Source organism: Marinimicrobium locisalis, from assembly GCF_039822625.1.
GTDB classification, from domain to species: Bacteria; Pseudomonadota; Gammaproteobacteria; order Pseudomonadales; family Cellvibrionaceae; genus Marinimicrobium; species Marinimicrobium locisalis.
Genome location: NZ_JBDLLG010000014.1, coordinates 58,584 through 84,153, shown reverse-complemented (window position 1 = coordinate 84,153; position 25,570 = coordinate 58,584). Strand labels below are relative to the sequence as shown.

The window sequence follows — 25,570 nt, the reverse complement described above, 5'->3', positions numbered from 1 at the left end:
GGCGAGGGCCCGCGGCCGCGGCGGGGGTGCTTGTTTTGTCCGTTGTTTCTGGTATTATGCGCGGCTTCCCAAAAGCCGTACCCATTAACCGTTGTGCGGTGCTCGGCAAAACCCCGAATCGCTATTGGCGGGCGGGATAGACCGGGTGGCGGCACAAAGACGAAAGGCGTTTACCATGCAAGCGAATCTGCACCCCAAATACGAAGACGTGACTGCTACCTGCAGTTGCGGTAACACCATCAAAACCCGCTCTACGCTGGGTACCGACTTCCAGGTCGACGTGTGCTCTGAATGCCACCCCTTTTACACCGGCAAGCAGAAGATTGTTGACACCGGCGGCCGCATCGATCGCTTCAAGAAGCGCTTCGGTAGCCGTATCGCTTCCAAGTAAGGCGATGGCTTCAAAGCCCGAGCGACACAAAACGCCGAGAGTGAAAGCTCTCGGCGTTTTTGTTTGTGCCTGGCTAATGGCCGCGCAGGCTCTCGCTTGTGCGCTGCCCGACTCGCTTCCGCGCGAAACGGCGGTGGTTGCCGAAGTGCAGGACGGCGACAGTATTCGGCTTAAGAGCGGGCAAAGGGTACGCTTGATTGGCGTGAATGCCCCGGAGTTGGCCCGCGAAGGGCGCTCGGCCCAGCCGTTGGCGGAGGCGGCAAAGCAGGAGCTGAAGCGCCAACTGGCGCCGCTGGATGAGGTTACCCTGATCTACGACCAAGAGCGGAAAGATCACTACGGGCGAACATTGGCGCACCTTTTTACGCCCACCGGTGAGAGCGTGGAGGCGGCCTTGTTGCGCGAAGGCATGGCCTTCCATATTGCGATTCCCCCCAATACCCACTTGGCGGCGTGTCTTGCCAGGGCGGAAGCTCAGGCTCGTCGCGCCGACCGGGGTGTTTGGGGGCATGAGGGTTGGCAGCCGAAACCCGCCGCAACGCTAACTCTGGAAGATGCTGGGTTTCAGCGCCTTCGCGGAGAAGTGACCGATATCAGCGAGGCGGGTGGCTCGGTATGGCTCGAACTGAATGGCCCGTTGGTCGTGCGCGTACCCGCCGAGCTTTGGCCGACTCTGAAAACCGCCGGGGTTTTGGAAGGTCGGAGCTTGGAGGTGCGGGGCTGGGTAATTGATCGGTCGGATTCGCGGGCCGCGAAGCGTGGCTTCAAGCCGCTGCTGCTTCGCGTGCGCAGTCGGTACGACTTGTCTATTGAAAGGGAGTGAGCCCTTGGGCGGACCCACTCCTCAGGTGACGATGGCTCTCTAGAATAGCTCTTCCGGCAGCTGTTCGGCTTCTCTTGTGCTGCCGCCATTGCCGTTGCTGTCGTAAGGCGGCACTTCCTCCGCCCGGAAAATCTCGAAAATGGCATCGGGGTCGCCGGGTCGGGCGCGGCGACCATTTTCTGGATCGATACGAACGGTGACAATGCCCTCGGGCTGGGGGCGAACCCGCTCCGGCTTGTCCGAGAGTGCCGTACGCATGTAGTTGATCCAGATGGGGAGAGCGGCGCTGCCCCCATACTCGCCCCGGCCCAGCTTCTGGGAGTGGTCAAAACCCAGCCACGCCACGGTGACGATATGGGGGCTGTAGCCCGCGAACCACGCATCAATCGGGCCGTTAGTGGTGCCGGTTTTGCCCCCGATATCGGAGCGGTCCAGAACCCGGGCGCGACGGCCGGTACCCCGCGAGATCACATCCCGGAGCATGGAGTCGATGATATAAGCGGTCTGCTCGTCCAGCACTCGCGGTGCAATGGGCGGGGGGATGACCGCGTCGGCTTCATCGAGCAGCATCAACTGAGTGGGCTGGTCCAGGGGCGTTTCGGGTTCGACGGTGTCGTTTTTGTCGTCGACCTCAGACCACTGTGAAGAAGAGGCCTCCGGCGAAGGTGGTTCGGTGAATATATCGGCTACCAGGCTCTCCGGCTCCCGCTCCTCTCTGAGCTGGCGGTCGCACTCCCGGCATACGGTCAAGGGGCGTGCCTGGTGGATGGGCTCGCCTTCCACATTCTCGATTCTTTCCACGAGATAAGGCTCCACCCGGTAGCCGCCGTTGGCAAAGATAGCGTAACCGCGGGCCATTTCCAGTGGCGTGAGGGCGTGGCTGCCGAGCGCCAGTGAGAGGTTGCGCGGTAGTTTCTCGGGTTCGAAGCCAAATTGCCCAAGGGTCTCAAGCAGGGCGTCGATGCCGATGCTGCGCAGCACCCGGATGGAAACCAGGTTGCGGGAGCGATAGAGCGCCTCGCGCAGTCGGGTCGGTCCCAAAAAGGTGCCACCGTCATTTTCGGGGCGCCAGGCGCCCTCCAAACTGGCGTCTTCAATGACAATGGGCGAGTCATTGACCAGAGTGGCGGGGGTAAACCCGTTCTTCAGGGCAGCGGTGTAGACGAACGGTTTGAAACTCGAGCCGGGCTGGCGCTCCGCCTGCAGGGCCCGGTTAAAGTTGCTTTGGTGAAAATCAAAGCCACCCACCAGGGATCGCATGGCGCCATTTTCCGGATCCAGGCCCACCAGAGCAGCCTGTGCCTCGGGAATCTGGCGCAGGTGCCAGGCCCCCTCCCTCTGGTAAAGCCGGATTAGGTCGCCGACGCTGACCACGTCGCTGGCGGTCTTGGGAGCGGCCCCTCGGGCGTTTTCGTTAATGTAGCGGCGCGCCGTGGAAAGGCCTTGGTCCCAGCCCAGCTCCAGCGTCTCACCGGTGTCCAGCAGGACCTCGGCGGACTGGTCCTCGACCGCCGTCACCACGGCGGGCTCCAGGTCTCCATAGGCGGTGAGGTCGTCCAGCGCTTCAACCCAGGTGCTGAGATCTTTTGGGGGCTCTCCCCATTGGGCTTCCGGTCCGCGGTATCCATGGCGCCAGTCGTAGGTCATTAGTCCTTCTACCACGGCCATCTGGGCGGCGGCCTGGTATCGGCTGTGAATGGTGGTGTACACCTTGTAGCCGGCGGTATAAGCCTCGTCCCCGAAGCGGTCAATCGCTTCGCGCCGGGCCAATTCGGCGATATAGGGGGCGTAAAGCTCCAGTGTGGCGCCGTGGTAGCGGGCGTTGTCCGGGGTATTGACCGCGACTTCATAGGTCGCTTGGTCAATATGCCCCAGCTCCAGCATGCGCCCGAGAATCCAGTTGCGGCGGATCATGGCCCGCTCCAGGTTCGCCAGAGGGTTGTAGGCGGACGGAGCCTTCAAAACGCCCACAATCATGGCCCATTGATGCAGTTTCAGCTCGTCGGCGTCCTTCCCATAGTAGATCTGGGCGGCGGCCTGAATGCCGTAGGCACGGTTGCCGAAGAACATTTTGTTGCTGAAGAGCTCGAGAATCTCTTCTTTTGAGAGTTCGTTCTCAATCTGCAGCGCCAGGAGGATTTCGTTGAATTTACGGGAAAAGACCTGATCCCGAGAGAGGAAAAAGTCCCTCGCCAGCTGCATGGTAAGCGTGCTGCCGCCGGACTGAATGGCGCCTGTTTTCAATAATTGTGACGCAGCTCTCAAAAGTCCCCTAATGGATACGCCGGAATGGTCGTAAAATTCCGCATCTTCGGCGGATAATAACGCTTTAATGTATTGATCAGGGAGCTCTTCGAACGAGAGCGGGGTGCGACGCTGTTCACCAAACTCGCCAATTAGCTTCTCGTCGCTTGAATAAACCCTCAAAGGGGTCTGTAATTGAACTTGCCGCAGGCTTTCAACCGGGGGCAACTTGGGGCTGAGATAGAGGTATAATCCCGCCAAACCGACGAGTGAAGCGCCGGATCCGGCGACAAACAGCCAGAAAAGCAGGCTCAGATAGGACTTTTTGATAGGCATTTTTTCTATGAGAATTAATAGGTTAGCGAAATTAGCCGCGAGTGACTGCATTATACGGGCTTTTTAACTGTTTACATATGCGCAGTCTTGTTGCAGGCTTAACTTAAAGTCCTATAACATAAACTTCCTCTAAGTTACGGATATAGATAGAAAAATGGGCATTTTAAGCTTCCTGGAAAAAAGGGCGAAGCCGGTCTTGGGGTTGGACATCAGTTCAACGTCGGTCAAGCTTCTGGAGCTCAGCCGACACGGCGATCGCTACCGGGTGGAGACCTATGCCGTACGTCCGCTGCCGCCTGGTACGGTGGTGGAGAAAAACATCAACGACCCCGAGGCGGTCGCGGATGTGGTGCGCACGGTCGTCAAACAGTCCAAAACCAAGCTCAAAAGCACGGCCGTGGCTGTTGCCGGCTCCGCTGTAATTACCAAAATGATCGATATGCCCTCCGGCCTCAGTGATGATGCGATGGAAACCCAGATCTCTATAGAGGCCGATCAGTACATTCCGTTCCCTTTGGAAGAAGTCGCCATCGATTTTGAAGTTCAGGGCGAATCGCCCCGCAACCCCGACCAGGTGGAAGTGCTGCTGGCCGCCTGCCGGCGCGAGAACATCGACCTGCGTGTCAATGTCCTTCAGCTGGCCGACCTGCAGGAAGAAATCGTCGACGTCGAAGCCTACTCCATGGAGCGGGCTTTCGGTCAGATCGTCGAGCAACTGGAAGATCACGACGGCCAGGTGGTGGCGGTCATCGATATCGGCGCGACCATGACCACTCTGAGCGTCCTGGTCGACGGCCGCACCGTTTACACGCGGGAGCAGTTGTTCGGCGGGAAGCAACTGACCGAGGAAATCCAGCGCCGTTACGGCCTCTCCATGGAAGAGGCGGGGCTCGCCAAAAAGCAGGGCGGCCTGCCCGACGACTATGAATCGGAAGTGCTGGCGCCCTTTAAAGAGGCGGTAGTGCAGCAGGTGACCCGTTCACTCCAGTTCTTCTTCTCAGCCAGCCAGTACAACGATGTAGACTATATTGTCCTGGCCGGAGGGGTGGCTTCAATGGAAGGCCTGGTGGGCCTCATTGAGGAAAAACTGGGGACCCAGACACTGGTGGCCAACCCCTTTGCCAATATGTCCGTCTCCTCCAAGGTGAATGCCGTGGCCCTGGCCAATGACGCGCCTTCGCTGATGATTGCGGCGGGCCTGGCGATGAGGAGCTTCGACTAATGGCAAGAATTAACCTACTCCCCTGGCGCGAAGCCTATCGCGAGGAAAAGAAGAAAGAATTTATCGGGGTTCTGGTCTTTGTGGTAGTGGTGGCCTGTCTGATTGGCTATCTCTGGGTCTCCACGGTCCAGTCCTCCATTGCCGACCAAAATGAGCGCAACCGGCTGCTAAAGACCGAAATCGCCGCGCTGGAAGCCGCCGTTCAGGAAATTCGCGAGCTGCGCGAGAAACGTGAAGAGCTGCTGGCGCGGATGCGGGTTATTCAGGACCTTGAAGGTACTCGCCCGGTGATTGTCCGCTATTTCGACGATATGGTTCGTGCCATTCCCGACGGCGTTTACCTCACCCGGATGCAACGTACCGGGGAAGTGATACAGCTGGAGGGGATCGCGGAGTCGAACAACCGGGTCTCGAGCTTTATGCGCAACCTGGATGAGTCCGATTGGTTCGCCGCGCCCAACCTGAGCTCGGTTACCGCTGCCCCCGAACAGGGCGAACAGGCTAACGCCTTTAGAATGTCGGTTCGCACCTCGGCTCCGGCCGAAGACGGTGATGCCGAGGGCGACGAGGGAGGTAACTGATCATGGCGTTTTCCGATACCTTGGAACAGCTGAAAAACTTTGATGTAAATGACATCGATGTGGATCGGATGGGCGTCTGGCCGCTCCCCGGGAAAGTCTTTGTCTGCACGCTACTTGTGGTTCTGGTGTTCGTCGCGACCTACTATGTGTGGGTTAAGGACTTAAACCAACAGTTGGAGCGTGCCGTCGCAGAGGAATCCAGCCTGCGCCAGACCTTTGAAACAAAGAGCTTCCAGGCGGCGAACCTGGAGGAGTACCGCGCTCAAATGGTGGAGATGGAGAAGTCCTTCGGCGCGCTGCTCTCCCGCCTGCCCAGTGACACCGAAGTGCCGGGCCTGTTGGAAGACATAGACGCTCGCGGCTCCGAGAGCGGGCTTGAGATTAACAGTGTTGTGCTCGAGTCAGAGCAGGAGGCGGAATTTTACGTTGAGTTGCCCATCAGTATTGATGTGGAGGGTGGCTATCACGATATGGGGACGTTCGTCAGTGGGGTTGCCGGCATGCCGCGCATCGTCACATTGCATGATTTCACGATTACTCGAAGTGATGACATCGGGCCGCTGAATATGCAGATCGACGCTAAAACCTATCGCTATAAGTCACAGGATGAGTAGTGATGAACAGAATTATAAACCGCATTAGTTTAAGCTTGAGCGTCGTGCTGTTAACCGCCTGTGGTGGCGGGGCGAACAATGGTGACCTGCAGGAATATATCCAGCGCACCAAAAATAAGCCCGCCGGTCAGGTCGAGCCGCTCCCGGCCTTTCAGCCCTACCGCTCGTTTTCCTATAGCGCCATGACGATGCGCAGTCCTTTTGAGCCGCCGGTTCAGGAAGAGCAGCGCCGCGCTCAGTTGAGTGGAAAACAAGTCGAACCTGACTTGAATCGCCAGAAAGAATACCTGGAAAGGTTCAATATTGCGTCTCTCACCATGGTGGGGACTTTGACCAAAAATGGGCAGCTCTGGGCGTTGATTGATGACGGCCAGGGCGGTGTTCACGCGGTCACGGAAGGGAATTATTTGGGTAAGAATCATGGACGTATAGTGTCGGCCTCGCCGACGCAGCTTCAGATTTTGGAAATTGTTGCCGATGGGGCCAACGGCTGGGTTGAGCGTCCCAGAATTATTGAACTACAAGAAACGGAATAGGCCATCATCATGCGAGCACTGTGCTTATTGGGGTTAACCATGCGAAATCTAGCCTTGTTTTTGGTCTGTCTGGCGCCTGCCCTCGGGTGGTCTCAGTCACTCAATGACATTCAATTCTCTGAGCTGCCGGGCGAGCGCTTTGAAGTGCGAATGGCCTTTGATGGCGAGCCCCCACGGCCGGAGGGGTATACCATCGAGCAGCCGGCGCGCATCGTGATGGACTTTCCCGATGTGCAAAGCTCTCTGGAGCAGCGGCGCTTCCCGCTTTCCTTTGAGAATAGCTCAAGTGCTCTGGTGCTAAGCTCTCAGGGCCGGACACGACTGATTCTCAACCTTTCAGAGCTGACGACCTACAACGCTCGCGTAGAGGGCAATCAGTATATTCTGGAAGTAGGCGCGGCCCAAGGCGGCTACGTCACCCAGGCCGCTCAGGGCGACGAGCGTGACGAAGTGGTGGACACAGGCTCTGAGCGCCAACCTCGTAAGGCCAGTAGGCCCCAGGTAACCGATATCGATTTCCGTCGCGGCGAAGAAGGTGAGGGCCGCATTGTTCTTCAGTTGTCCGATGACAACATTAGTTCCGATATTGTTGAGACCGGTAAGGGCGTGGATCTGGAAATTCAGGGCGTTTTCCTGCCCGAAGAGTTGCGCCGCCGTTTGGATGTGACCGACTTCGCTACGCCGGTGACCATGGTCACCGCGCAGACCAAAGGCTCCGACACCGTTATCAAGGTCGCCGCGAGCGGTGATTATGACTACATGGCCTACCAGGCGGACAACGAATACGTGATCAGCGTGAAGCCCCTGACCGAGCAGGAAATTGAAGCCCGGGAGCAGGAGTTCAACTACACGGGCGAGAAATTGTCCCTGAACTTCCAAGATATTGAAGTGCGCAGCGTACTTCAGATCATCGCCGATTTTACCGACCTGAATCTGGTGGCCAGCGACACCGTTCAGGGCCGCATTACGCTTCGTCTCGACAGCGTGCCCTGGGACCAGGCTCTGGATCTGGTACTAAAAACCAAGGGTCTGGACAAGCGACTGAACGGCAATGTGTTGATGGTCGCACCGGCGGCGGAGATCGCCGAGCGGGAACGTCAGGAGTTGAGTGCTCGCAAGCAGTTGGAAGAGCTGGCGCCCCTGCGTACGGAATACATTCGGGTTCGCTATGCCAATGCCCGGGAAATGTTTGAGCTCTTTCGGGGTGAAGAAGGTTCCGGCGGTGGAGGAGGAAGCATGGCCGGCGGTGAAGGTGGCAACCGGACGACGGGCAGCGTCCTGTCTCAGCGCGGCGACGCGATTGTTGACGAGCGTACCAACTCCATCATTATTACTGATACCGCGGATCGCATTGAAGCGTTTAAGCGGCTGGTTGATCAAATTGATATCCCCATTCGCCAGGTTATGATCGAAGCGCGCCTGGTTATCGCCAACACCGATTTCCGTCGCGAGATGGGCGTTCGCTGGGGCGGCGTGGGCTTTAACCGTTCGTCAGATGCCTTGGTGGAAGTCGCCGGTTCAACGTCAGGTTTGGATTCGGCACCGGGCTCCCCCGCCGAGTGGCTCACCGGCAATGGCTCTCTGGACCTGAACGAGAACCATATGGTAGATCTCGGGGTGGATAACCCGGCAGGTAGCTTCGCGTTCAGCATTCTGTCGGATAGCGCCTTTATCGATATGGAACTGTCCGCGCTGGAAAGTAATGGCGATGCGGAAATTGTATCCCAGCCGAAAGTAATTACCGGGGATAAGCAGCAGGCCACCATCATGTCCGGTACCGAGATTCCCTACCAGGAAGCCTCGGCCAGTGGCGCCACTACTACCTCCTTTAAGGAGGCGGTACTGAAGCTGGACGTGACGCCGCAGATTACCCCTGATAACCGCATTATTATGGACTTGGTGATCAACCAGGACTCTGTGGGGGCCTTGAACGTGGGCTCAGGCATTCCCAGCATTGATGTTACCGAGGTGATGACCAAGGTTCTTGTACAGAATGGCCAAACCGTGGTGCTTGGCGGGATCTTCACGGTAGAGCAGGTCGAAGGCGTGGATAAAGTACCATTCCTGGGGGATATCCCCGGCCTGGGCAAATTATTCCGTCGAGACGTGGTTGCTCAGGAGAAGCGGGAGCTGCTGGTATTCATTACCCCGAAGATTATGGCGGATACCCTGACCGAATAAGCCATGGATAAAAATGTATTTCTGGTCGGCCCCATGGGAGCCGGCAAATCGACCATCGGCCGCCTTTTGGCGGCCGAGTTGAAGGTGCCTTTCTACGACAGTGACCGTGTGATTGAAGAACGCACTGGCGCGGATATCCCGTGGATTTTTGACGTTGAGGGCGAGGCCGGCTTTCGCGATCGCGAGTCGGCGGTTCTGGCAGAGCTTGCCGAAGAGCCCGCGGCGGTCATCGCCACTGGCGGGGGCATCATACTGCGGCCGATCAATGGCGAAGTGATGCACCGCTCGGGTCGAGTCTGCTACTTGACCGCCTCCCTTGAACAGCTGGTGGAGCGTACCGCCAAGGACAAAAAGCGGCCTCTGCTGCAGGTCGACAACCCCCGCCAAAAAATTATTGACTTGCTAAACCAGCGCGACCCTCTCTATCGTGAGGTGGCCGACTGGGTGGTAAGCACGGACCGACGCCCCCCCAAGGCCGTCGCTCGGGATATTGCCGAGCGCCTGCACCGCGCCTGAGTTGCCGCCCCGAACGCGGGCGGTATGCTAAGATATGGGTTTGTTCTTACCACTCAGATGCCGTGTGAACTATGCAGACCCTGACCGTTGATCTCGCCGATCGCAGCTACCCCATTTACATTGGTGAACAGCTTCTGGAAAACGCAGAGTTGTTGGTCCGCCACCTGCGAGCCAAGCAAGTTTACATTGTCACAAACGAGACGATTGCTCCGCTGTACTTGCCGGAGCTGATCAAGCGCCTCGAAGCCTACCAAGTGGATACCACCGTTCTACCGGACGGCGAAGCCTTTAAGAACCTGGAAACCCTGAACCAAGTGTTTGACGGTCTGCTGGAGGCGCGACACAACCGCACCACCACGGTACTGGCGCTCGGGGGCGGGGTCGTGGGCGATATGGCCGGCTTTGCCGCCGCTTGCTACCAGCGGGGTGTTGACTTCCTTCAGGCGCCCACCACACTGCTGTCCATGGTCGACTCCTCGGTGGGAGGGAAGACGGGTGTCAATCATCGCCTGGGGAAGAACATGATCGGGGCTTTCTATCAGCCCAAGGCTGTGATCGCTGACATGTCCGTCCTCGAATCCCTGCCCGCCCGGGAACTGTCCGCCGGTATTGCGGAGGTGGTGAAGTACGGCCTGATTGCCGATAAGGAATTTTTCCAGTGGTTGGAGTCCAATATGCCGGAGCTCCTGGCCAAGGACCCGAAAACCCTGGCCTATGCCGTTAAGCGGTCCTGCGAGAACAAGGCAAAGGTCGTGGCCCGGGACGAGCGAGAGGGCGGCTTGCGGGCCATCCTGAACCTCGGCCACACCTTTGGTCATGCCATTGAGACCGCCCAGGGCTATGGCGTCTGGCTTCATGGCGAAGCGGTCGCGGCCGGTATGGTCATGGCGGCGGACCTTTCATGGCGTCGTGGTGCCATCAGCGAGGACGAACTCAAACGCATTATCCGGCTATTGGAGCGGGCCCATTTGCCGGTGAAGGCGCCGGCTAATATGAGCCCGGAGGACTTCCTGCGCTTAATGGGCGTGGACAAAAAAGTGGTGGACGGACGGCTTCGGTTGGTCTTGCTCAGTCAACTGGGTGAGGCACTGATTACCAGCGATATTGAGCAGGACTTGTTACAGGAAACCTTTGCCGCCTGTCGGGCGGATGAGCGGGACGCGCCGCCGGGCGCTTGATCGCCACCATTAAACCCCGGGGAGTAGTACCATCATGCACAGTGCCGACACTGAAGCCTCGGACAGCGCTCTAGCCGACTACCGGCAGTATTACGGTCTGACAAGGGACCCCTTTCAGGACGACCCGGAATTCGCCTTTTTTGGCGGCGCTGGTCGTGGGGCGCTTCTCGAGCAACTTCAGCACCTGTGTCAGTTCAGCGCCAGTTTTCTCGCCGTTCTGGGCAAGCCCGGGGTGGGTAAAAGCCGCGCCGCGCTGGAGTTGGCGAACAGCTTTGAGGCGGATGATGAAATCTGCCTTCTCAACGCTGAGCCGGGTGTTGAGGCTGCCGACGTGCTCGGGCAAATGGCGCGCCAATTCTCATTGCCGCTGGACGGCGAACCCTCGATTGGGCGTTTATTGGCGGCGCTTCGGCACTTTGCCCAGGTCGCCGACGAGGAAGACCGGCTTGCGCTTACCGTTATCGATGACGCTCACCATTTGGATGAGAAAACCCTCGGGGCGTTGATCAGTCTGCTTCAGGGGCAGGATAAGAGCGGTCGCCGGCTGCATATCGTGCTGTTCGCTGAGCCCGAAATGGTGACACGGCTCGATCAATTCAATATGCATGACGTGTTGATTCACGACTTTGACCTGCCCCCCTTCAACCTTGAGGAAGCCACGGATTATCTTAATTTCCGTATGGAAATGTCGGGCTACATGGGCCCGGAAGTATTTACGGAGGAACGGGTCGAAGCCTGGTGGCGGCGCGCTGAAGGGCGACTGCCCCGGCTTCATACCCAGGCGCGACAGTGGCTGTTGGAATCCGTGACGCCGCAACAACAGCAGAGTAAATCCGGCGAGCGGTCGTCGCTGCCGGTGGTGCATATCGTGGTGGTGGCCGTACTGCTCGGGGTACTGTTGATGGTATTTATCTACAGCAGCGGCTCTGACGATGAGCCAGAGCGCGAGACCCTGGCGGCGCCTAGAGATAGCCAGCCGGTCACCCTGCCTGCCGGTGACCATCCCCCTGGAGCTGCGAGGGCTGATGAGCAAGCGAGGTTGGCCGAGGAAGAGGGTAACTTAATTCCCCCTCCCCCCGAGGCTCCATTGCGATCGTCGGGCTCCCCCGAGGTACAACCCGACGGCGCCATGAGCGCCTCTTCAGCGAGTTCGGCTAAAGCCTCTGTGCCGGCAGAAGGCGGAACGGCCGAGGAGGCGACACCGACTCGGCAGAGCGCTCTCGCCCAATCCTCTTCCGCGGCCTCATCCACCGCCTCGGCCCCGAAGGCCTCAAAACTGCCTGAGATCCCCGAGGACGAGCAGGTTATTCTTTCCTGGCAGCCCTCGGACTACACACTGCAGCTACTTGGTGCCAGTTCACGGGAGTCGGTAGAGCGTTATTTGTCTGAGCAGCCCAACCGCACTCAACTACTGAGCTTTGAAAGCCGCCGCCAGGGCAAGCCTTGGTTCGTCGTCGTGACTGGTCGCTACAGTAGCTCGGATGCTGCCCGTGAAGCGGTCAGTCAGCTGCCCGAGGCCCAGCGTAGCGCTGGCCCCTGGCCGCGTCCAGTAGAGGATATCCAGGCCGAAATTGAAACGTTGAGGGACCTCGCTGAGTAGGTCTTGCAGGTATGCGTTGCTGAACCTCCATTAAGTTCTCGGTGGGGCTTATCAGCGAGGAGGTTAGTTTGGGCTTGTGGTGTTAGGAAAGACTAAAGCAACAATGTTTTTCTAGAGAGCTGTGGCGGAGCGGAGTTTTGTTTGTCCGCCGCCGCTCGCAGGTTGAGGCGTTGGAGCTTCTGGCTCAGAAATAATAAATGGGGCTTAAAAAGCCCCATTTATTATTTAGCACGTACTTAGAAATAGCATCAAGGGCACTGCACTCTACTGCAAGACCGCAGTTAATTGACGCTAATGGATTTTCCTAGATACGTCGTTTTCTCTCCGCCTGGAATAGGAGAAATGACACTCAGTCTTACTGAACCGGTAGGGAGTTTGTCATCGCTGGTGCCTTTAATGGTGACCGTGATGGTGTGACCGGTTGGGGATCCCGCCAGTTCGCCATCCGGGAATACGTTTGCATCGCCATCTTCCAGGTTGTCGGTGTTGACTTCCACTACGGTCCCAGGAGCCATTCCGTTACCGTTGCAATCAATCAATAACATGTCGAAGCTGATGGCGCCTCCGGGAGAAACATTAACGCCATCGGGCTGCCCGGGAAGGCCGGAATCTCCCATCACATATGGCGTATCGCAGGTCATAATCAAAGTGACTTCGTCACGGATCGTGACAGGGTCTTTGGTGCAGTCGCCGCTGGCGAGTGAGGCATCGCTGCATAAAATGCCATTGTAGATGCCATCGCCAGGTTGGTAGGTTGAGCCATCGCTTCCCTCGTCAGCCCCGGTGGTAACAATCTCTTCGCCAGCCGACTGCTCAGGGTCATAGACGCCATTAAAGTTCTTGTCCAAATAGGCCGTCCCCAAATCGTCACAGCCTGTAGAAGGGTTGTCCGCGTAGGACTTGGGGCGGTTGCGCTCGCACTCTCCCGTAGGACTTTCGCTGAGGAAGACGTCCGTGCCGGCTTCGTAACGACCGTTGTTGTTTCGGTCCACAAATGATTCATTGCCGATTGCTGTGGCAAGCACCTTAACGCGACCATCTCGGCAGTTTTCATCACTCGGGCAGGTAACGGTCAAGGCTCCCTCGTCAAGAATGAAGTCACCTATCGCCTCGGGGAACGGATGCTGGCTATTCCATCGAACGGAGCAAGTGCCGTCGCTCATGGTACAGCTGGACTGAATTGCCCCGCCGCTCGTTGTAAACGTTACTGTGGTTCCGTCCGGCGCCGTGTTGTTGAAGGCGTCTGCCAGCCTAACCGTAATGTTGCTTTCGGTGCCCAAGTAAAAACCGCCTCCAGCCTTCCAGCTGACGGGGTAAAGGTTGTCAGCGGCGATACTCATGCTGTTCTGGTCAGGAATGCCGGTTGACACAACAAGTTCGCTGGATTGAGTAGAGATGTCGCCGTTGTCTGTCGTTGTGGTGGCGGTTACGCTCACGCTTGTCGCAACGGTGCCGGCTTGGACAGTGGTGGTAACTTCCCCATTGCTATTGCTCGTGTCTTCGCTGTTCACCAAGGCTAAGCCGCCAGTGCCTCCAGGACGAAGCTGGAAGGCTACGTCAACGTCTCTCATGGGGCTGCCTGTGCTGCCCACGACGCGGAAAGTAACTTTGGATGTCTCACGGCCTCCCGTACCTTTCAAGCTGATCAGGCTCGGCTCCGCAGACAAGAACTCAATAGTCTGTACCGCGTCCCCCAACACTTCGATGCTGGCTCGAGCGCTACCCGCACTAAGACCCTCGTAGGTGGCTCGTGCCACAATGTCGTCAACGCCGGTACAGCCGTTTGACGTATAGGTAACCTCTGCCCGACCGTTGTTGGTGGTGACAGTGCTCTCAATCTCTTCCCCTGCCTGAGTCAACACTGACCGGCCAGAGGCGATACAGTCAGAGTTGAAAGATACATCAACTGCGCTAGTAACCAGCTCCCCTGCGCCGTTCACCATGGTTACCGTTAGAGTGGTACTGCCTCCGGGGGCTAATGCGGCGTCTCCGATTCCCACTTCGATCTCGCCGGCGACAAAGTCTTCGGCACTGCCGTGGCCGAGTTGCGCTGGCTCATTTTCACCCGCGGGGCCATCGTCTCCTCCGCCTCCGTTTTCGCCGCCGATATTGCCGTCATTGATATTGTCCAGCCGCGAGCCGCCGTCCCCTCCGCCGCAGGCGGTAAGAGTCAGGCCGAGAAGCAATGCGGCGAGGGTTTTTAGGGGAAGGGGCCGAAAATCTGGTTTATACATTGTGTCTTCCTGAGGTGCCGTTTCTTTATGATGGTTAAATATGTGTCTAACTTAGCTCAAATTGGCGTCGGAATAAAGCACGTTGGCCCCGGATTCCGGGCCTTTCGGCGGATTATAGGTATTTTCTGGAGATTGTGGTACGTTGAAGTTGTGTTCCCGTTGGTGCGTCGGTCGGGCCGGCCGAGAATGACTATTCGGTGCAAGGGGAGCAAACCGCTCGGGCAATCGCCCGGGCGGCTCATCGGAAGCCCATCTTTAGAAGCAGGTGTTTGCTGGAAAATAGCAGCATATCTCAGCATTTAGCGTGTAAATAGCGGATTTTTGCCGGCTAGTTCGGCGCAAAGCGACCCGTTCGTCTTGCCTTTGTGGCAAGTTGCGGGTAATATGCTGCGCCCATTTGCCCGGCCCCTTTATGCAGGGGCTTTTTTGTCTGGAATGTGAGCTGTGTCACACTCCGGGTTCTATCGGTATCGAGAGAGACAGCGTATGACCACGGGCCTCTACAGGTTAGATGAGTTTAAAGACAACTGCGGATTTGGCTTGATTGCCCACTTGAAGGGGAAGGCCAGTCATCGCCTGTTGGAAACCGCCATTGAATCCCTGACCTGCATGACGCACCGCGGGGGTATTGCCGCCGACGGGAAAACCGGGGATGGATGCGGGCTGTTGCTGCAGAAACCCGATGGCTTCCTGCGTGAGGTGGCCAAAGAGGCCTGCGGCGCGGAATTGACCGATGTGTACGGTGTGGGTTCCATCATGCTGAGCACCGACGATGCCGAAGCGCAGAAGGCGCGCGATATCGTTGAAGAGGAGCTGCGAGCTCAGGAGCTGACCCCCGCAGGTTGGCGTGATGTGCCGGTGGACAGCAGTTGCCTTGGCCCAATCGCCCTGGAATCTCTGCCGCGCTTTAACCATCTGTTTATCAATAATGATGGCGACTTAAGCAAAGAAGAGTTTAGCGCGCGCTTGTTTTTGGTGCGTCGCATGGCCGAAAAGCGTCTGGTCGATGACGAGAGCTTCTACATCGCCAGCTTCAGCGCCAGTGTTATTTCCTATAAAGGCCTGATGATGCCGGTGGACCTGCCGCGCTTCTTCGGCGATTTGGCGGACGAGCGCCTGGAAACCGCCATCTGCGTATTCCACCAGCGCTTTTCCACTAACACCTTGCCCCAATGGCCGCTGGCCCAGCCATTCCGCATGCTGGCCCACAACGGTGAAATCAATACCGTCATGGGCAACCGCAACTGGGCCCAGGCGCGCACCTCCAAGTTCAGCACGCCGCTGTTGCCGGACCTTGAGCGGGTCGATCCCTTGGTCAACCGCGAAGGCTCCGACTCCTCCAGCCTGGATAACATGCTGGAAGTGCTGATTACCGGGGGCATGGAACTGCACCGGGCGGTCCGTATGCTGATACCGCCGGCCTGGCAGAATGTCGAGCACATGGACCCGCAACTGCGCGCCTTTTACGAATACAACTCCATGCACGTTGAGCCGTGGGACGGCCCGGCGGGCCTGGTGATTACCGATGGCCGCTATGCGGTCTGTACGCTGGACCGAAACGGTCTGCGCCCCTCGCGTTGGGTCATCACCAAAGATGACATTATCACCGTGGCTTCGGAAGTGGGTGTGTACAACTACAAGCCCGAAGACGTCGTGGCCAAGGGGCGTTTGGGCCCCGGTCAGATCCTCTCGGTGGATACCGAAACCGGTAAGCTGTACCACACCAAAGATATCGACGAACTGCTCAAGGGGCGTCAGCCGTACCAGAAGTGGCTGAAAGCCAAGGCGTTGCGCATTGAGTCCACTCTGGAAGAAGACGTGGCCGAGAACGGGCTGGATGAAGTCCAGCTCAAAGCGTTTATGAAGATGTACCAGGTCACCTTTGAAGAGCGTGACCAGGTGCTGCGCCCCTTGGCCGAAGGCGGCCAGGAAGCGGTCGGGTCCATGGGTGACGATACGCCGATGGCGGTGCTGTCCGCCAAGCAGCGCCCGCTGTACGACTACTTCCGTCAGCAGTTCGCTCAGGTGACCAACCCGGCCATCGACCCCTTGCGCGAAGCGATCGTCATGTCGCTGGAGACCTGCCTCGGGCGCGAGCTGTCCGTTTATGAAGAGACCGAAGAGCACGCCGACCGCGTGATTCTGCGCTCCCCGGTTCTCTCCCCGGCCAAGTTCCGCGCGCTGCTGGATGTGTCTCGCCCGGGCTACGAATCCACAATACTTTCCCTCAACTACGACCCCGAGCAGTACAGCCTCAAGCAGGCGATCGCCAAGTTGTGTGAAGACGCCGCCGAACGCGTGAAAGCGGGCAAGGTACTGTTGGTACTGAGTGACAACAACCTGGAAAAAGGCCAGTTGCCGATTCACGCGCTGCTGGCGACCGGCGCGGTGCACCACTATCTGACTAAAGTGGGGTTGCGCTGCGATGCCAACATTATTGTTGAGACCGGTACCGCCCGGGATTCTCACCAAGTCGCTACCCTGATCGGCTACGGCGCCACCGCCGTCTACCCCTACCTGAGTTACTTTGTGCTCAACAACCTGATGGATACCGGCGAACTACAGCTGGACACCGACCAGGCGTACAAGGGTTATCGCAAGGGCGTCGATAAAGGCCTGCTGAAAATCCTCTCCAAAATGGGGATTTCCACTATTACCTCTTATCGTGGCGCCCAGCTATTTGAGGCCGTGGGATTGGCGGACGAGGTGGTGGACACTTGCTTTACCGGTACCCAGTCTCGAATTCAAGGGGCTGGCTTTGAGGATCTGGAAGCGGACCAGAAGATTATTGCCAAGACCGCGTGGCTGCCCCGCAAGCCCCTGGTCCAGGGCGGTATTCTCAAATACGTGCACGGTCAGGAATATCACGCCTTCAACCCGGATGTGATTCAGACCCTGCAGCGCGCCGTGCAAACCGGCGAGTACGCCCTCTGGCGGGATTACTCCGGCCTCGTGAACGAGCGCCCGGTCGCCACGCTGCGGGACCTGTTGAAAGTCAAAGAAGGCGATGCCGAGCCCATTTCACTGAGTGATGTGGAGCCGGTGGAAGACATTATCAAGCGCTTTGACTCCGCCGGCATGTCTCTGGGGGCATTGTCTCCGGAAGCCCACGAGTGCCTGGCCGAAGCCATGAACCGCCTGGGCGGTCGCTCCAACAGCGGCGAGGGCGGTGAAGACCCGGCCCGTTTCGGCACCAACCGGGTGTCCAAGATCAAGCAGATCGCTTCCGGCCGGTTCGGGGTCACTCCCCATTATCTGGTGAATGCCGAAGTGCTGCAGATCAAAGTCGCCCAGGGCGCCAAGCCCGGTGAGGGCGGCCAGTTGCCGGGAGGGAAGGTCAACGAGCTAATTGCTCGACTGCGTTACTCCGTGCCCGGCGTTACTTTGATCTCCCCGCCGCCGCATCACGACATCTACTCAATCGAAGATCTGGCGCAGCTGATTTTCGACCTCAAACAGGTCAACCCGGATGCACTGGTTTCCGTGAAGCTGGTTTCACGCCCCGGCGTGGGCACCATTGCCGCCGGTGTGGCCAAAGCCTACGCGGACCTGATTACCATCTCCGGTTACGACGGCGGCACCGCCGCCAGCCCGCTGACCTCCATTCGTTACGCCGGCTCGCCCTGGGAGCTGGGGCTGTCGGAAACGCATCAAATGCTGCGTGCCAACGACCTGCGCGATAAGGTGCGGGTGCAAACCGACGGCGGCCTTAAAACCGGTCTGGATGTGGTCAAGGCCGCGATGCTCGGCGCCGAGAGCTTCGGCTTCGGTACCGGCCCGATGGTGGCCATGGGCTGTAAATACCTGCGAATTTGTCATCTGAACAACTGCGCCACCGGTGTGGCCACTCAGCGCGATGACCTGCGCCGGGACCACTACATCGGCACTGTCGACATGGCGATGAACTTCTTCAAATTTGTGGCCGAGGAAACCCGGGAGTGGCTCGCCCGGTTGGGCATGCGCAGCCTCTCCGAGCTGGTCGGGCGCGTGGACTTGCTGGAAGCCATTGAAGGGCAGACCAGCAAGCAGAAGCGTCTGGATTTGAGCCGGATTACCCACACCGACGACTTCCTCAAAACCAAACCCCAGCAGTGTGGGGTGAGCCGCAACGAGCCGTTCGACAAAGGTGAACTGGCTGAAGCGATGGTGAAGGAAGTGGTTTCGGCCGTCGAAAACAAAACCGGTGGCGAGTTCAGCTTTACCGTGACCAACTGCGACCGTTCCATCGGGGCGCGCATCAGCGGTGAAATCGCCAAGCGTCACGGTAACCAGGGCATGGCGGACAAGCCGATCACCCTGAAGTTGACCGGGGTGGCCGGCCAGAGTTTCGGCGTCTGGAACGCCGGCGGCCTGTATATGTACCTCGAAGGCGATGCCAATGACTACGTCGGTAAAGGCATGGCCGGGGGCAAGGTGGTGTTGCGTCCGCCGCGCAACTCCAGCTTCAAGTCTCAGAACACCAGCATCATGGGCAACACCTGCCTTTACGGGGCCACCGGAGGTAAGCTGTTCGCGGCCGGCCAAGCAGGCGAGCGTTGCGGCGTGCGCAACTCCGGCGCCCACGTTGTGGTGGAAGGCGCCGGCGATCACTGCTGCGAATATATGACCGGCGGCATGGTGGCCGTGCTGGGCCGTACCGGTGTCAACTTTGGCGCGGGCATGACCGGCGGCTTCGCTTACGTGTTGGATGAAGACAACAGCTTTGTGGACCGCTACAACCATGAGTTGGTGGACATACACCGGGTTGACGGCGAGTCACTCGAAGCTCACCGCAATCACCTTCGTGGGGTGATTACCGAGTTTGCACGGGAAACCGAAAGCGACTGGGGTCAGCACTTGCTCGATAATTTCGATGACTACGTGGGTAGGTTCTGGCTGGTGAAACCCAAGGCAGCGAACCTGTCCAGCTTGCTCGACGAAATGAAAAAGCGCGGCGAGTAAGCGGCACGTACGCCTTCAGGGCGCACGCAGACACTAGAACGAAGGAGGGCCTGGCGACTGAACTCAGGCCCCAACCGATTAGCTGAGGCAGCGATTATGGCCGAACGTTTGAACAACATCTTCCAGTTTATTGATGTGGGCCGCCAGGACCCGGCGAAAAAAGACATGGAAGTGCGCAAGAATGAGTTTGTGGAAATCTACGAGCCTTTCGATCAAGAGCAGGCGGCCACCCAGTCACACCGTTGTCTGCACTGCGGCAACCCCTACTGTGAGTGGAAGTGCCCGGTTCACAACTTTATCCCGAACTGGCTGAAGCTGATCTCCGAAGGCAATGTCTTTGAAGCGGCGGAGTTGAGCCACCAAACTAACTCCCTGCCCGAAGTCTGTGGTCGTGTTTGCCCCCAGGACCGTCTGTGTGAAGGCGCCTGTACCCTGAACGATGGCTTCGGTGCGGTCACCATCGGCAACGCCGAGAAGTACATTACCGACACCGCCTTCGCCATGGGGTGGAAGCCCGATATGTCCAAGGTGGCCTGGACCGACAAAAAGGTCGCCATCATCGGCGCCGGGCCCGCCGGTCTGGGCTGCGCGGACGTGCTGGTGCGCAATGGGGTCAAGCCGGTGGTATTCGATCGCTACCCGGAAATTGGCGGCCTGCTGACCTTCGGCATTCCCGAGTTCAAGTTGGAAAAAAGCGTGATGACCCGTCGTCGGGAAATTTTTACCGAAATGGGTATGGAGTTCCGGCTCAACACCGAAGTCGGCAAGGACATCAGCATCGAAGAAATCATGGACGAATACGATGCGGTCTTTATGGGCATGGGAACCTACACTTACATGAAGGGCGGCTTCCCGGGCGAGGACCTGCCGGGCGTACACGACGCCCTGCCGTTCCTGGTCGCCAGCGTCAACCGGAACCTGGGGTTTGAAAAAGACCCGAGTGAATACATCAGTGTTAAGGGCAAGCGGGTTGTAGTGCTCGGTGGTGGTGATACCGCCATGGATTGTAATCGCACCTCCATTCGCCAGGGGGCGGAGAGCGTCACTTGCGCCTACCGGCGAGATGAAGAGAATATGCCCGGCTCGCGCCGTGAAGTGGCCAACGCGAAGGAAGAAGGTGTGCAGTTCCTGTTTAACCGCCAGCCGGTGGCCATTGTCGGGGAAGACAAGGTCGAAGGGGTCAAGGTGGTTAGCACGGAGCTGGGTGAACCCGATGAAAACGGTCGCCGCCGCCCCGAGCCGGTTCCGGGCAGCGAAGAAGTGCTGCCGGCGGATGTGGTGTTGATTGCCTTCGGTTTCCGCCCGAGCCCCGCACCCTGGTTTGACAAGCACAATATCAACGTATCGGACTGGGGGGGCGTGGAAGCGCCGGAAGCCCAGGAATACAAGTTTCAGACGTCAAATCCGAAAGTCTTTGCCGGTGGCGATATGGTTCGTGGCTCCGACTTGGTGGTGACGGCCATTTGGGAAGGGCGCGAAGCGGCGGACGGTATTATGGACTTTCTCGAGGTTTAAGCGGCGAACCCCGTTTTCCGTTAGACTCCGCCCTATCCAGTAGGGCGGGGCCGCCACAGGCCTCCCGCCGATGCCCACACTCCTGCAACCGCACCGGATCTGATTATGAGCGAACTGAAAAACGACCGCCTCCTGCGTGCCTTGGCTCGCGAGCCGGTGGACGTCACTCCCGTATGGATGATGCGCCAGGCCGGTCGTTATCTGCCCGAGTACCGCGCCTCGCGCGAGCGGGCCGGCAACTTCATGGGCCTGTGTGGCAACCCGGACATGGCCTGCGAGGTTACGCTTCAGCCGTTGGAGCGCTATCCGCTGGATGCGGCCATTTTGTTTTCCGATATTCTCACCATACCCGACGCCATGGGGTTGGGGCTCTACTTTGAGCCGGGTGAAGGCCCTAAATTCCAGAAGCCCCTGCGCACCGAAGCGGACATCAACGCGCTGAAGGTGACCGACCCCGAGGCCGACTTGCCTTATGTGCTGGATGCGGTCAAAACCATTCGCCGGGAGCTGAACGGGCGGGTGCCCCTGATCGGCTTTTCCGGCAGCCCCTGGACGCTCGCCACCTACATGATCGAAGGTGGCTCCAGCCGCGATTTCCGCCGCGCCAAGCAGATGCTGTACAACCAGCCCGAGCTGATGCACCAACTGCTCGATACCCTGGCGCAGTCGGTTATTGCCTACTTGAACGGGCAGATTCGCGCCGGGGCCCAGGCGGTCCAGATTTTCGACACCTGGGGTGGGGCCTTGTCCCACAACGCCTATCACGACTTTTCATTGCGTTACCTGCAAAAAATCGTCGATGGCCTGATTCGCGAGCACGACGGCCGTAAGGTGCCGGTGATTCTCTTTACCAAAGGTGGTGGCCAGTGGCTGGAAGCCATGGCAGAGACCGGGGCCGACGGTCTGGGGCTGGACTGGACCACCGATATTGGCCAAGCTCGGGCACGAGTGGGCCACAAAGTGGCATTGCAGGGCAACATGGACCCGACCATCCTCTATGCCAGCCCGGATCGCATTCGGGCTGAGGTCGCCGAGATCCTCGCCGCCTATGGGACGGGGCCGGGTCATGTGTTCAATCTCGGTCACGGGATTACACCCGAAGTGGACCCGGAACATGCCGGGGCCTTTATTCGCGCCGTTCATGAACTGTCAGCGCCCTATCATCAGTAAGGTCCAGACCTTTCGCTGGCCGGTAAGCCGGAGGAGACGACGGGCACGGCGCCCAGTCTGCGGGTGTCAGACTTCCCGACAGGGGCTTGACTCCTACTAATCCCTTGCCCCACTATCGGTGGTATCCGGCTCGATTATTGTCTAAACTGGCGCCGTAGATGGAGTTGCGCCGCCGCGCCGGCAGCTGAGGATTCACTGTGGGAATCAAACAAGTTAAACTTGACGTCAACGAAGTGACGGTGGGCATGTATGTCTCCGGGTTGGATCGCCCGTGGACGCAGACCCCGTTTCCCTTGCAAGGCTTCTACGTTCGGGATCTGGACGAAATCAAGCAGCTCAAAAGTCTGTGCAAGCACGTCTATATTGACGTAATCAAAGGTCGCCCCCCAGTATCCACCAACTTAAAAACGCTCCACGCCGAAAGCCTGCGTAGCCGTATCAGCGCCCGGGAGAACGCCCAAAAACCGGCCAACATCAAAGTCGCCCCCCTGCGTATCCAGCGTAACCAGTACCCACCGGTTCAGCCGCTGAAGAAGGAAATCAAGCGGGCGCGTCAGCTTCACCAAACCGTGTATCAAACCGTGGGCGAGGTCTTGGACTACCTGGGCAGCAACGAGCTGCACCGGGTCCCCATTGTCGAGACCAAGCGCTTGGCCAGTGACATGGTGGACAGTGTGCTGCGCAGCCCGGATGCCTTTACTTGGTTATCCCGGGTGCAGGAGAAGGACGAATACACTTACAGCCACGCCATTCGTTGCTCGGTCTGGGCCATTCTTTTTGGGCGTCACATCGGACTGCCCAAGCGAGACTTGGACGTGCTTGCCATGGGCGTTCTGCTCAAGGACGTGGGCAAGGTCAAGCTCGACCAAGGTCTGTTAACCAAAGCAAAACGCTCGCCCGAAGAGGAGCACGAGTTCGAAACCTTCGTGGAGAGAGGGGTCGAAATTCTGCGCAAAACTCCCGGCGTGGAGCCGCGTGTGATTAGCGTGGTGAAAACGCACTGCGAACGCCTGAACGGGAGCGGTTATCCGCTGCATTTGCAGGGCGACAAAATCCCGTTGCTCGGGAAGATCGCCGGCATTGTTACCTTTTACGATAATACCACCAACCCGCGGGGCGCTCGCCAGCCCATAGCGCCCTCCAAAGCCGTCAGTAAGTTGTACGAGCTGCGCAACACACAGTTTCAGGAAGAGCTGGTGGTGGAGTTCATCCGGGCCATTGGCCTGTATCCGACTGGGACCTTGGTGGAGTTAAACACCGGGGAGGTCGGCGTGGTGGTTGAGCAGAACTTTGAGCGTCGCCTAAAACCCAAAGTGATGCTGGTTCTGGATGAGGTTAAATCACCTCTGCGCTCGCCCCGGTTGCTGGACCTGGCGGAAGATGAAAAGCGCAAGCAAGCCTTGATTGATTCCGGCAAAAAGACACCCGCCGAAGTGGAAAAAATCGAAATCGCCCGGGACCTGGAGCCCGGCACCGTGGATGTGGATGTCATTGCCGTGCGCGACAACTACATCATGAAGAAAGAAAAGTCCGGGTTGATGGCACTGTTGGAAAAGTTCCAGCCCTGATCGCTTGTGCGTCCTTTTCCGAAATCCATGAAGCATGCTGTACGTAAGTGCAATGTCTTTGGGTTGACCCAGTTCACAAAAACAGAAAAGTACGTTTCCGAGTAGCCCCTTTCTCTTGTTCTGCGCCCGTTTATAAGTAGACTAAAATACCTTGTGGCGAACTTTACTAACACCGGACAGGTTACTTTTCAAATGGATAAGGATAAGCCCGCTTTTCTGCATTCCCCTTTTTACCCCACCACCTTCTTCCGGGGACATCACTCATGGAACAGAGGACTCTATGAAACTTTCTTTTGTAATAGCGTTACTGCTAACTTTCAGCCAGGGAGCTCTCGCTATGTCCATGTTTGATGCTGGCAAAGTCTGTGTGTTTTCCGCTGTTCAGGCGAAGTTGAGTCTGAATGGAAAGCCGTTAAAGAATGTGAAGGTTACTCGAGAGTGGCATTGGAAAAAGAAGAGGTCGGACGAAACTGTAACAGATGAAAATGGCTATTTCAGCCTGCCCTCAGTTTATGAGCGGTCGATCAGCCAATATCTTCCTGCAGAGATTGCAATTAGTCAAAAAATGTCAGTTTGGATAAATGGCGAAGAAACGGAATTTTGGATTAATGCCAAAGATGACGGGAAGGAAAATTCGGAATATGGGGGAGAGCCCATTGCTTTGTCCTGTGAGCTTAGTAGGGAAAAAGTATTGATAGAAAAGTATGGATCTTTGCTGCTGACAATGTGTAAAAAAGGAATTGAATGATGAGTGATATAGAGTTGGATCCGGTGTTTTCTTCTGGGTTAGCGAGGTGGGTATATTTTATAAAGGACTCAGCCGGAATGCAGCTCATTAGAGCCAAATTTGGAAAGTCATTGGTTCTGGATGCTAAAAATGTCGTGAGTGGCACAACGGGTGGCCTGTTTATTGTAAAGAAGTCAAAGGCCATGGCCATGCTGACATTGGGGCAAGGAGAGTATAAAGGTCAAGCATTCATTCTCTACACTGGCACAACCGACTTGTATGATACTGTTACCGACCTCAATACGGGGATTAAAACCTCTCATACAGGTTCCCCCATTCACCAAGGGTTTTATTACGCCTTTGACTCAACCCTTATGGAGTTGCGCCAGTTTGTCAGCCGGTTGCAGGCGGTCCACACCGTTCATTGTGTCGGCCACAGTCTGGGAGGGGCGTTGGCAGCATTGGCGGCGGATTGGGTGCGGAAGAACAATGCGTCGCTGCGGGTAAAGCTCTACACCTTTGGTAGCCCGAGGGTGGGGTTGGAAATGTTCGCCAAGACGAGCACCACTCGCTTGCTCGCACAGAACATATATCGGGTCTATCATAAAACCGACCCGGTTCCGATGGTGCCGACTTGGCCGTTTTTCCATGCGCCTACGGGCGGTACGGATTACTTGATCCACTCTCCGATGGGCGCGATCCCGTGGGAGTACCATAGAATGAGACACTACGCTGAATCCGCCAAAAAGGCCGGCTCGTGGAGCACGATTCAAAACAATCGCCCGAAAACATACCTTGACAGTACGGTTGAGCAATGGCTTGAGTCCGAAGGTGTGGTAGCTTTCACCGCGAACAGTCTTGAACTCGTTAACGCTGCGCTGCTCTACGTTATCAAAAAGGTGTTACACGCCACCGGTGTTGTGCTGGTGGGGGCGGCCGCCACTACGTTAACGCTGTTGGACCGGTTGGCCATCTTTTTGGCAAAAGCGGTGGAAGTGTCGGCGGAGTTAAGCCGCTGGGTGTATTACCTTGTTCGGAAAATGGCCTCTATGGTGGGTATAGTGGTGAAGGAAGGCACGAGTTTGACCGTTGCCTTTATCCGTTTGGTGTTCACCCGGCTCTACGAGCGAGTGGCGAACATGGTGCGGCAGGCCGGCCGAGACCCGCAATAGCGGGTCGGCCCGGCGGCAGGG

Annotated in this window: 18 protein-coding genes; 16 read left to right on the top strand and 2 right to left on the bottom strand. The window is 57.8% G+C overall.

Annotation, left to right across the window (positions count from 1 at the left end; translation table 11 throughout):
- The first annotated feature begins 175 nt into the window (after positions 1 to 175).
- Complete coding sequence (gene rpmE, locus AAE514_RS10515; protein ID WP_347331493.1) at positions 176 to 391, top strand: 50S ribosomal protein L31; 216 nt, start codon at positions 176 to 178, stop codon at positions 389 to 391.
- A gap of 76 nt (positions 392 to 467) precedes the next feature.
- Positions 468 to 1,214, top strand: a complete 747-nt coding sequence (locus tag AAE514_RS10510; RefSeq protein ID WP_347331492.1) for a thermonuclease family protein — start codon at positions 468 to 470, stop codon at positions 1,212 to 1,214.
- A gap of 39 nt (positions 1,215 to 1,253) precedes the next feature.
- Here AAE514_RS10510 and AAE514_RS10505 read toward each other — a convergent pair whose 3' ends face one another.
- Entirely contained in the window at positions 1,254 to 3,794 is a 2,541-nt protein-coding gene (locus tag AAE514_RS10505) for a penicillin-binding protein 1A (RefSeq protein ID WP_347331491.1), read from the bottom strand.
- Positions 3,795 to 3,948: 154 nt separating this feature from the next.
- Between AAE514_RS10505 and AAE514_RS10500 the strand changes: the two genes are divergently transcribed.
- The 8 genes from AAE514_RS10500 to AAE514_RS10465 all read left to right on the top strand — a co-directional run bounded on the left by AAE514_RS10500 (position 3,949) and on the right by AAE514_RS10465 (position 12,222).
- Positions 3,949 to 5,016 carry a pilus assembly protein PilM gene (locus AAE514_RS10500; protein WP_347331490.1) on the top strand — a complete coding sequence of 356 codons (1,068 nt, stop codon included), beginning with the start codon at positions 3,949 to 3,951 and terminating at the stop codon, positions 5,014 to 5,016.
- Positions 5,016 to 5,597: a PilN domain-containing protein gene (locus AAE514_RS10495; RefSeq protein ID WP_347331489.1), complete on the top strand. Its 582-nt coding sequence runs from the start codon at positions 5,016 to 5,018 to the stop codon at positions 5,595 to 5,597. Before AAE514_RS10500 ends, AAE514_RS10495 begins: the two co-directional genes overlap by 1 nt.
- A gap of 2 nt (positions 5,598 to 5,599) precedes the next feature.
- Complete coding sequence (locus AAE514_RS10490; protein WP_347331488.1) at positions 5,600 to 6,211, top strand: type IV pilus inner membrane component PilO; 612 nt, start codon at positions 5,600 to 5,602, stop codon at positions 6,209 to 6,211.
- Positions 6,212 to 6,213: 2 nt separating this feature from the next.
- A complete protein-coding gene (locus AAE514_RS10485; protein ID WP_347331487.1) occupies positions 6,214 to 6,747 on the top strand; it encodes a pilus assembly protein PilP in 534 nt (177 codons plus the stop codon).
- A 39-nt stretch (positions 6,748 to 6,786) separates the two neighbouring features.
- Positions 6,787 to 8,928, top strand: coding sequence for a type IV pilus secretin PilQ (locus AAE514_RS10480; RefSeq protein ID WP_347331486.1), 2,142 nt, complete (start codon positions 6,787 to 6,789; stop codon positions 8,926 to 8,928).
- Between the two features lie 3 nt (positions 8,929 to 8,931).
- Positions 8,932 to 9,444: a shikimate kinase AroK gene (gene aroK, locus AAE514_RS10475; protein WP_347331485.1), complete on the top strand. Its 513-nt coding sequence runs from the start codon at positions 8,932 to 8,934 to the stop codon at positions 9,442 to 9,444.
- A gap of 71 nt (positions 9,445 to 9,515) precedes the next feature.
- Complete coding sequence (gene aroB, locus AAE514_RS10470) at positions 9,516 to 10,622, top strand: 3-dehydroquinate synthase (protein ID WP_347331484.1); 1,107 nt, start codon at positions 9,516 to 9,518, stop codon at positions 10,620 to 10,622.
- Positions 10,623 to 10,656: 34 nt separating this feature from the next.
- The gene (locus AAE514_RS10465; protein WP_347331483.1) at positions 10,657 to 12,222 is read left to right on the top strand and encodes an AAA family ATPase; all 1,566 of its coding nucleotides are present in this window, start codon (positions 10,657 to 10,659) and stop codon (positions 12,220 to 12,222) included.
- 281 nt (positions 12,223 to 12,503) lie between these two features.
- On the opposite strand, the gene AAE514_RS10460 is transcribed toward AAE514_RS10465, so the two are convergent.
- Complete coding sequence (locus AAE514_RS10460; RefSeq protein WP_347331482.1) at positions 12,504 to 14,456, bottom strand: hypothetical protein; 1,953 nt, start codon at positions 14,454 to 14,456, stop codon at positions 12,504 to 12,506.
- A 486-nt stretch (positions 14,457 to 14,942) separates the two neighbouring features.
- Here AAE514_RS10460 and gltB point away from each other — a divergent pair, with 486 nt between their 5' ends.
- From gltB to AAE514_RS10430, 6 genes are all read left to right on the top strand, one after another.
- Positions 14,943 to 19,397 (top strand): glutamate synthase large subunit, encoded by a 4,455-nt coding sequence (gene gltB, locus AAE514_RS10455; RefSeq protein ID WP_347331481.1) that lies wholly within the window; start codon positions 14,943 to 14,945, stop codon positions 19,395 to 19,397.
- A 96-nt stretch (positions 19,398 to 19,493) separates the two neighbouring features.
- A complete protein-coding gene (locus tag AAE514_RS10450; protein WP_347331480.1) occupies positions 19,494 to 20,912 on the top strand; it encodes an FAD-dependent oxidoreductase in 1,419 nt (472 codons plus the stop codon).
- 105 nt (positions 20,913 to 21,017) lie between these two features.
- On the top strand, positions 21,018 to 22,082 hold the full coding sequence (hemE, locus tag AAE514_RS10445) for a uroporphyrinogen decarboxylase (protein WP_347331479.1): 1,065 nt from the start codon (positions 21,018 to 21,020) through the stop codon (positions 22,080 to 22,082).
- 197 nt (positions 22,083 to 22,279) lie between these two features.
- Positions 22,280 to 23,650: a cyclic di-GMP phosphodiesterase gene (locus AAE514_RS10440; RefSeq protein WP_347331478.1), complete on the top strand. Its 1,371-nt coding sequence runs from the start codon at positions 22,280 to 22,282 to the stop codon at positions 23,648 to 23,650.
- Between the two features lie 280 nt (positions 23,651 to 23,930).
- Positions 23,931 to 24,398, top strand: coding sequence for a DUF6795 domain-containing protein (locus AAE514_RS10435; RefSeq protein ID WP_347331477.1), 468 nt, complete (start codon positions 23,931 to 23,933; stop codon positions 24,396 to 24,398).
- A gap of 23 nt (positions 24,399 to 24,421) precedes the next feature.
- A complete protein-coding gene (locus AAE514_RS10430) occupies positions 24,422 to 25,549 on the top strand; it encodes a lipase family protein (RefSeq protein WP_347331536.1) in 1,128 nt (375 codons plus the stop codon).
- Positions 25,550 to 25,570 lie beyond the last annotated feature (21 nt).

Coding starts and splice junctions, on each gene's coding strand:
- aroK (WP_347331485.1), top strand. CDS start 8,932: ATGGATAAAAATGTATTTCTGGTCGGCCCCATGGGAGCCGGCAAATCG.
- AAE514_RS10490 (WP_347331488.1), top strand. CDS start 5,600: ATGGCGTTTTCCGATACCTTGGAACAGCTGAAAAACTTTGATGTAAAT.
- AAE514_RS10435 (WP_347331477.1), top strand. CDS start 23,931: ATGAAACTTTCTTTTGTAATAGCGTTACTGCTAACTTTCAGCCAGGGA.
- AAE514_RS10450 (WP_347331480.1), top strand. CDS start 19,494: ATGGCCGAACGTTTGAACAACATCTTCCAGTTTATTGATGTGGGCCGC.
- AAE514_RS10465 (WP_347331483.1), top strand. CDS start 10,657: ATGCACAGTGCCGACACTGAAGCCTCGGACAGCGCTCTAGCCGACTAC.
- gltB (WP_347331481.1), top strand. CDS start 14,943: ATGACCACGGGCCTCTACAGGTTAGATGAGTTTAAAGACAACTGCGGA.
- AAE514_RS10505 (WP_347331491.1), bottom strand. CDS start 3,794: ATGCCTATCAAAAAGTCCTATCTGAGCCTGCTTTTCTGGCTGTTTGTC.
- AAE514_RS10460 (WP_347331482.1), bottom strand. CDS start 14,456: ATGTATAAACCAGATTTTCGGCCCCTTCCCCTAAAAACCCTCGCCGCA.
- AAE514_RS10510 (WP_347331492.1), top strand. CDS start 468: ATGGCCGCGCAGGCTCTCGCTTGTGCGCTGCCCGACTCGCTTCCGCGC.
- hemE (WP_347331479.1), top strand. CDS start 21,018: ATGAGCGAACTGAAAAACGACCGCCTCCTGCGTGCCTTGGCTCGCGAG.
- AAE514_RS10480 (WP_347331486.1), top strand. CDS start 6,787: ATGCGAAATCTAGCCTTGTTTTTGGTCTGTCTGGCGCCTGCCCTCGGG.
- AAE514_RS10495 (WP_347331489.1), top strand. CDS start 5,016: ATGGCAAGAATTAACCTACTCCCCTGGCGCGAAGCCTATCGCGAGGAA.
- rpmE (WP_347331493.1), top strand. CDS start 176: ATGCAAGCGAATCTGCACCCCAAATACGAAGACGTGACTGCTACCTGC.
- aroB (WP_347331484.1), top strand. CDS start 9,516: ATGCAGACCCTGACCGTTGATCTCGCCGATCGCAGCTACCCCATTTAC.
- AAE514_RS10500 (WP_347331490.1), top strand. CDS start 3,949: ATGGGCATTTTAAGCTTCCTGGAAAAAAGGGCGAAGCCGGTCTTGGGG.
- AAE514_RS10485 (WP_347331487.1), top strand. CDS start 6,214: ATGAACAGAATTATAAACCGCATTAGTTTAAGCTTGAGCGTCGTGCTG.